Annotated in this window: 6 protein-coding genes; all 6 read right to left on the reverse strand. The window is 34.2% G+C overall.

All coding sequences use genetic code 11. The annotated features are described in order from the left end of the window. Positions 1-18: 18 nt before the first annotated feature. Positions 19-1,122: a DUF6708 domain-containing protein gene (locus A9G48_RS00960; RefSeq protein WP_065575664.1), complete on the reverse strand. Its 1,104-nt coding sequence runs from the start codon at positions 1,120-1,122 to the stop codon at positions 19-21. A 1-nt stretch (position 1,123) separates the two neighbouring features. Then, on the reverse strand, positions 1,124-3,808 hold the full coding sequence (locus A9G48_RS00965; RefSeq protein WP_065575665.1) for a T6SS effector BTH_I2691 family protein: 2,685 nt from the start codon (positions 3,806-3,808) through the stop codon (positions 1,124-1,126). Between the two features lie 9 nt (positions 3,809-3,817). Then, entirely contained in the window at positions 3,818-4,651 is an 834-nt protein-coding gene (locus A9G48_RS00970) for a DUF4123 domain-containing protein (protein WP_034948071.1), read from the reverse strand. Further along, the gene (locus A9G48_RS00975; protein ID WP_034948074.1) at positions 4,651-4,956 is read right to left on the reverse strand and encodes a DUF2345 domain-containing protein; all 306 of its coding nucleotides are present in this window, start codon (positions 4,954-4,956) and stop codon (positions 4,651-4,653) included. The genes A9G48_RS00970 and A9G48_RS00975 overlap by 1 nt, the downstream gene beginning before the upstream one ends. A 560-nt stretch (positions 4,957-5,516) precedes the next feature. Further along, positions 5,517-6,512 carry a hypothetical protein gene (locus A9G48_RS00980; RefSeq protein ID WP_034948076.1) on the reverse strand — a complete coding sequence of 332 codons (996 nt, stop codon included), beginning with the start codon at positions 6,510-6,512 and terminating at the stop codon, positions 5,517-5,519. Positions 6,513-6,536: 24 nt separating this feature from the next. Then, a partial coding sequence (locus A9G48_RS11065) for an N-acetylmuramidase family protein (RefSeq protein WP_081299219.1) occupies positions 6,537-7,853 on the reverse strand: 1,317 nt, incomplete at its 5' end.

Consider the following 7,853-nt stretch of genomic DNA (forward strand, 5'->3'; position numbering starts at 1 on the left):
TTAAAACGTGTTTTTATATTATGAATTTCCATAATCAACTAACTTTCCTGTTTTTTCGTCACGCACGCTCCATTCCAAACGGCTATCTAATAGGGCTTGTTGTACTTTAGGGGGGTAGTCCGCTAAAGTGGTTTCTTTTGGGATCGGTTTGCCCATTTGACCTGCTTGGCGTATTATTTTCGACCATCGAGGTTGCCAACACAGGCATTCCGAAATAAAGTACCCCACCGTGTAAAACGGTAATAAAATTAAAAATACAGGAATAAGCAGTAAATACACCCATGCCGTTGGGGCATTTTTTAAGGCATGAATCATGGGTTTGATATGCCCTTCAAAGCCATGAAAGGGCATGGGTAAATGGGTGCTTAGGCGTGGTTTTGGCAAGTTTTCGGGTCCGTGCTCCATATACCGGCGGATAAATTCCCATTCGTCTTTATAATCTTGGGCATTATAAGTATTTTTGCCAATACCGACGGATTGAGCAACCGGAAAGCCAGTTTTATAAGGGTGAAAAGTAAACAAGTTAACGACATTAGTCCCCCCCATGTCTGAGCCGGTTTCGCCAAAGTTGGCGGGCATAATATGTTCCCATTTAAATACCACCGTGCCACCGCAATATTTAGGGCGTTGAATATATACTTGCTTTGTAATTCGATTAAACCGTACCCGAATATGGCGGATGGTAAATAGTTCAAATCGGTAAATATAGCGGAAATAGCGGATAAATAAGTAAGTTGCAATTAAACAAATGATTGAAAAAAAAATCATAGCAAATATACCAGATCCTATTTTAGTTTCATCCCATTGATTATTATGGATTTTAAAAGCTATTTTGAAAGCAAAATATCCAGCTATTCCAGGAATTGTAAATATAAGTAAACTAATCCAAGTCAAAATCCCCCGAAAATTTTCAAACATGCCGCCACGGATCTCTAAGTAGCGATCGTTATAGGCATAGTAAGGTCCTATTGGTCTGGGGTTATTACTGACGGATTCTTGAGTGTAGTTTTTTTGGACTTCTTTTAGCGTCATATCGCCACTGGTATAGCCCATTTTTAATTTTTTGCGGGTTTCGGCTTTTATGGCGCTACCAAACCACAATAAAAATTCACCAACGTACATATTAAAAGGTCTCCTGTAGTGCTTGATGCCACTCGGTTAATTCTTCGCCTAAGTTAGCAAATTTTTTACGTTCAAGTTTATTACTAAAACAGCAGCGGTCAAACCATTTTTGCATGGCGTTATCATCAATAATAATTAAACAAACACCAACTATAACAACAATTACTGAGGCGTAAAAAATAATCCTAGCCAGCCAAGCTGCAGCTTGAGCGCCAATAGCAAATCGACCAATGGTTAAACCCACTTCGGCTAAACTTACCCAAATGGTGCGCTCTATACTTGTTGTGATAATATTCTCTAGCCATGGCACTAATGTGCCTAAAACAACCACAAATTGGGAAATGCTTAGCGCTATGGTTGCAAGACCTCTAGCAAAATATGCTGTAGCTATAATATATTGATTTGATTTTTTTGCCTCTTTACCATTTTCAATATCCAATACCCCCGATATCCCCCCTGCAATCAACGATAAACTTGCTGACCATAAAAAGTATCGTCCAAATGCAGTATAGGTAACCGCGGCGGTTCTTGAGTTTGGGTTGTTTTCGATACAGCTTTGTATTGCGCTGGTTAATATTTGCACTCCTGCGGCGGTGCTTGTCATCAATGATGCGGTTAATTCGGCAACTTCACGTGGGTTGTTTTGACCATTGATTAATTTTTTAGCGGATTCGTAGCCAGTAAATGCAAATACCATCATGGCGATTTTGGTATTAACTAAATCGGTATTGGTAAAATTGTTACGAGCAACACGTGTTATTTGCGGAGCACCCCGTCTGGGTGTGGCTCTAAATGTATGTCCATTAATACTATAGCCTGATTCATACATTTCAAGCGCTTTTGTTCTAATGCCTGCAAAAATTAGATTGCCTAAACGGTTTTGAATCGTTTGGTTAAATCTTTGGGTGGTTACCCTTAAAAAACTTCTAACTAAATCGGCAAAGGTCACCGATAACAGTGCAATTGGAAAGCCGCGCGCTGCCATACTTTCTATCACTGGACCGGTTTGATTAACATGATCTGTCAGTGTGTTTAGTAAGCTAATGGCTTTATCTACATCAGGTATTTGTCTGTTATCATCACTCGATTCGTTGATTGCGATTTTTTGTTGAATATCGAGATATTCGTTAATTTTGTCAATTAAATTTTTGTTGTTAAAAAGATAGGTGCGCATACATAAATTGGCTTGGGTTATTTGAGGTTCAAGCCACCATTTATCCATAATTTGCCTAACTTTTTCTGAACTGTTTACTCCACATAGGCAAACGCTCATTTGTAATTGAAACATAATGCCATCTATGGTTTGTGTCTGGTCATATAAATCTAATGCAGCAATTAGCTGGCTCGATTTTAACCATTTTATGTAATCATCGGTTCGCTTTTCTGCCAGTTCTTCTACATCTTGACTGAGCTCATTAAATTCTTTTTCAAATTTGTCCAATTTTTCTTGTGATAGCCGATCCCAATAAAATTTTTTAAACTCTTCTTTAGATAGTTTTTCAGTTTGTTGCTCTATTAATCCTTCTTCGACTTTTTGAAAAAGTTCTCTTCTTTTGCTTTTTGCCATATCGCGAATAGAAGGAATCATGATTTTATCATCGCCCCAGTTTGAATACTTTTCCCAGTGTTTAACTTGCTTGATTAACTGCTTGATTCGGTGTTGATGAAAGGATTCTTTAAACCCTAATAGTTGCCTTAAAATGATTAAACGGTGTTCGTTGGATATGCCTTCTGCATCTTCGTATTCCATCCATGGTTTCATTACTTTTTCAAGGGCTTGATGACGGCGTTTATTTAAACTTTGAGTTATGCCGATAGCATCATGCACTACAATAGCTGCACCTTGGCGCTCTTTTAATTTTTTATAGAGCGATAAATAACGAAAATAGTATTGCATGATGTCTTTATCATAAAAAAAGGTGCGTTGCGTGTAAATATAGTGTATTACCTGTAATTGTTGGTGTGCATAGTCTCGTTCGCCTGTTCTAAAATCATAGGGACTTTTGCTATGTAAAAACGATTCTTGTTCGGCTATTTTCATAGCCGCTGATAACTCTAAAATATTGGATAGTAGGTCGTCGTCTTTTATGGATTTTTGACCACTTCGGATTTGTTCTGGCGTTAGACCATTTAGTTCAAATTCAGGCGTGGTTTGGTAAAATTCTAACCGCTTATTGGTTATTTTGTTAGGGCTAAATAAAAAATGAATTTTAAAGATATCTTTACTGTTTTTAAAACTGATGTAAGAAGCATCAGCTCCGTCTGTAGCAATGTTACAGCTATAGGTTGGTGGCGTGTTTGGTACTTTGTTTATATCGTTATATTCTACTAAGCAACCCGTCGGGCTTGAGGTAAAAGCACGCCATTTTTTTTCGCCACTTTTGTAATCGACAAGGACATATAAATAGCCTTGCCTTAACATTTGTATGCAATATTTTGAGTGTTCCAATGGCAAATTCGATACCATTTGTTGAGCAAAATCAGGTAAAGGCGGCAGTTCAACGTCTGCTTTAAGATTATGTTTAAGTGTTTTGTTTTTACCCATAAAGCCAGAAATTGATAAGCGAGTTGGCAGTACAATTAAGTCACCTTCCTTTTCTTGACATTTGGGGCATCGTTTGCCTGAATCGTTTTGCTTGATTTTTGCTGCTAATATTAAACTAACTAAGCTTTCCAGATTTGTCATGTTTTATTCCTAATCTAAATTCTTTAAATATTGTTCAAGTTGATTGATGTTTTGGTTTGTCATTAATTCAAATAATAAATCATCATTAATTTGTCTGAAAAATTGCTCAGGTTGTGCCATTGCATAATGAATAATCACGTCCATTTTTTGTTGGTTAGGTCGATAAAATGTTACTTTATATGTCCAATCTAATAGTTTTTTTAATGTACGTTGCTCTGTGTTGGATAAAGGTTTTTGTTGTTGTTTGACTAGCTGATATTCATAAGTGTTGTAAACTTGTGCTATTTTGATTTTTTGCCATTGTTTGGGTGATAGCTTATATTTGATATCCGATAAGATTAATTTAGGTTTATGATGCAATTGGGTGTAGCTATCTTGCCAGTAATTCCAATATTCAATACAACCTAATAGGTTATTTAATTGCTCTTGATCCAATATTTCAATTAAATGTTTTAAAACCTGTGGATCATAAAACCGTAAAAGATAGTTGTTTCCATTGTATGACATCAACATCGCATTACTAAGGTGATTTTGTATATATTTAATCGAATAAGGTGAAGCAATAAGCGCTATCGCTGCCGATTTTTTATTTTTTATTTCGATAATAAGCTGTTTGATATAGGTTGCTTGTTTAGGTATGGCACAGAGCTGCAAGCATTCATGATCTTGTGATACGGTATCTTGCCTATCACGAATCGGTACGATTGTTTCAAATTCGAAATAATTATCGAAGAAAAAATTATCGTTGATTTGGGGATCAACTAATAAATACATTTTACCCAGTTGCTGAATTTGCTTAGCAATAACGTGATTTATTTCTTCGTCTAATATGGTTTTAATCATTACTTTCTTTCCACAATGATGGCATGTTTTTCAGCACTGTCTTGTTGTACCCCCTTACAAATGGACGGTAATTCGTTTTGAATATTTTTTTGTGCTGTTCCCATTTTCTGCATGACATTACACTTAAGATAGACATTATCCTGCGTGCCCAGTTCAATGCCTTCTTCGCTGATTTTTATGTATGAACCGCCACAAATTAAGGTGATTTTTTCACTGGCGGTTATGATTAGTTCACCATCGACACTGTCAATTTTTATATCTTGCTTGGCGGCCATGTTGAGGTTGGCGTTTTGGGCTTGCACCACTTTTTTTCCTTATCATTCTTCGCATTCAATTTAATAAGTGCGTTTTACCCCATTAAATGGATTAATGATTAGTTGTTTTAAGGGGCATGAATAGATAGCCATAAATCTGGCGTTGAGGATTGTTACATTGATAGCGTGATTGCTTTGTTTTTATTAGAAAACCAAACCGTAAGGGACAATAATCAAATTTATTGTGAATAAACCAATGCAAATGAATGAATATCATGCTGCATAATGTGGGCATTTGATATACTAACAACCGTGACATCCTTACCTATACTACCTTGCTACTTATTTTTATTTAGTTTTGTCATATTTATCTGTTTTTATCGGTAATTTTAATAATCAATAATGATAACTAAAATTGGGCATGAAAATTACACGGTTTTTATAGAATTTGCAATATTTAATTGAAATTAATTTATTGAAATTTAAGATAAGCTTAGTGAGCCATGTTTTTTTAGGTTGCTGCTTTTAAGCCCACTTAAAATTTTATCAATTAAGTGGGGTTAGGGTTTTCGCATTAAGATAAAGGGGGATCCCTGTGTATACAGGGAACACTAATCCCATATAGGATCAAATATTAAAGGTTCTGCACTGTCATTTTCACATTTAAGAAACGTAATATTCTTACCATTCTTTTTTATTAAAATTCCTGCATTATCAAGAGATGTATTTACTTCATAATGCCAAATATTTTTTTTAAAAACTAATGGATTTATTGAAACTTTCTGATCTGAAATTTCTTTCCGCAACTCTAATTCTATTTTATTTTTATTACCATATCTGTATATTAGATCACCTTTATCAAAATAATTATAACAAATGGATAATTGCTTATTTCCTATTTGACAACCAAAGGCATCCATTTCAATTAGATTTTTATTATATGTACATAAAGAATGATCTTTAAAAAAGATTTTTTGTCTATAAAAATTACTCAAATCTGGATATTCTGATAGCTTAATTAACAATTTATTTATTTCATATTTTGAAATATTTTGTTTGAATTTATCAGCAAAAATAAACAATAAACTTTCATAAAAATTTAAAGGATATTCTCCCAAAATATTTTTTTTATTTAATAAAAACATGTTGTCTATAATTTTATTAGTTTCATCACTTCTATTTTCAATATAAGGCTCACCAATTATGTTTCCCATACGTCTCTCAAACGTGATTTTCCCCAATAAAAATAATTTATTATCTTTAATAGTCAAATATGTTATCGTTAAAGGAGAATTTCCTGTATTGGCTTCAGCAATACCAAATACCCCTAGTTTAGAATAGAACATTTCTCTACTGGAATACCCATTATCACTAACATTATTTTTATAAGTATATAATTGGTTATCAACTTTAATAGTTAATAATTGATATCCCATATAATCTATTGGTTCGATTTTAAAATATGGACAATATTGATATTTTAAATTCATATGACTACCAGAAAAAGTGGTTATATTTACTTGCTCAAATGAGTCTTCATCACATTTTGTTGTATTAGCAAATGCAAAATTCACTAACAGTACACTGAATATAATTATTTTATTCATTTATAATTCCAATATTTTACTTGTTTATAGCTTTTCATAGATTTCTTTTATAAGAATATCATAATTATTCTTTTTATAACCACTTCCATTATAATACAAAGCAAATGAATCCCATTTTTTTGATTTTAATGCTTCCAAGGCATTTTTATTCTTCAATAAATAACCTTTTAGTGTAATTAAATGATTTTTTTCTGACTGACTAATTTTATATAGAATATCTTCAATACTTAATTTGTCTGAATGCATATTTGCTCCCATAACTTGAAATTTTCCCCAAGAAGCTGACATTAGAGCTTCTCTAGGTGATAAAGCATATGCTTTTATTAATCGTTCATATTGTTTCGCATAGGAACCATATTTAGTAAATGAAGATTTATTTGATATATCAGGATCATCATCATATTTACCATTAGTTAATTTGTGAAAATAATGTCTCTCAAATAATATTTTAGGAACATGATCCCCTAAATGGGTATAAAAACTCTGATCCTTTGTTTCTTTTATACCTACAGCTTTAAGTGCTTTTGATTCACATCCTAATTCGTTTGCAACTTCTTCATAATCAGCATCGGTTAATAAATCCATATTTTTTCTTTGATTTAAAAAAATAAGTTCATATTCATTTTGGTCTAATAAAATAATTGGATGTTTTTTTACAAATAAATCCACCATCGCCACCGGATGAATAAACCATGCCTTGCCGTCTGCGGATAGATTGGATAGTTTAGGCGTATTGGCTTCTGTGTTTGCAGTTGAGTTTTGAGTTTGAGCTTGCGCCACTTTTTTCCACCACAGTGAGGGTTTAATGCGCTCTTCTTTTTCTAGTTGCCAGTTGCTTTTGACATGTTCATGCGCTTCGTCCACTTTTTTCATGGCAAAATCTCGCTGATAAGGCTCGGTGATGCCAAGTTTATCTAATCCCGCTTCAATAAGCGCTTTTTGTTGTTGCTTTTCTTCTTCAAATAGCTCATCAACTTCGTTCCATTTGCTTAACCCTTCATCAGCATACCATTCACTTTCATATCTTATCAGTAAATGCCCTATCTGCTCCGCTGTCCAACTTCTGCGTAATCCTTCCTTTAAATCCCTATCCGTAAAAGTCGGTGGCGGTAGGTCTTTTTTTCGTTGGGTTGAATATATTAGTGTGCCGGTTAAGATTTGCTGTAATTCTCGCATCGCCGGCGTGTAATCGGCTAAATCTAAGGTGGCAACGTTATTTTTGCTGATTTTATCAGATAATTCGCCTACCGTTGCCTTCTCTTCTATCGTTTTAAAACCTGACCAGTGCCATGGGCTAACTCGTTTTATGTGTTGCTGTGCGCCACTTTTAGTGTTTACCCA

Source organism: Gilliamella sp. wkB18 (genome assembly GCF_001690875.1).
Lineage (GTDB): Bacteria > Pseudomonadota > Gammaproteobacteria > Enterobacterales > Orbaceae > Gilliamella > Gilliamella apicola_A.

Excerpts from the sequence above, each read along its gene's own strand:
- A9G48_RS00960 (WP_065575664.1), bottom strand. The coding sequence starts at position 1,122 with ATGTACGTTGGTGAATTTTTATTGTGGTTTGGTAGCGCCATAAAAGCC.
- A9G48_RS00970 (WP_034948071.1), bottom strand. The coding sequence starts at position 4,651 with ATGATTAAAACCATATTAGACGAAGAAATAAATCACGTTATTGCTAAG.
- A9G48_RS00980 (WP_034948076.1), bottom strand. The coding sequence starts at position 6,512 with ATGAATAAAATAATTATATTCAGTGTACTGTTAGTGAATTTTGCATTT.
- A9G48_RS00965 (WP_065575665.1), bottom strand. The coding sequence starts at position 3,808 with ATGACAAATCTGGAAAGCTTAGTTAGTTTAATATTAGCAGCAAAAATC.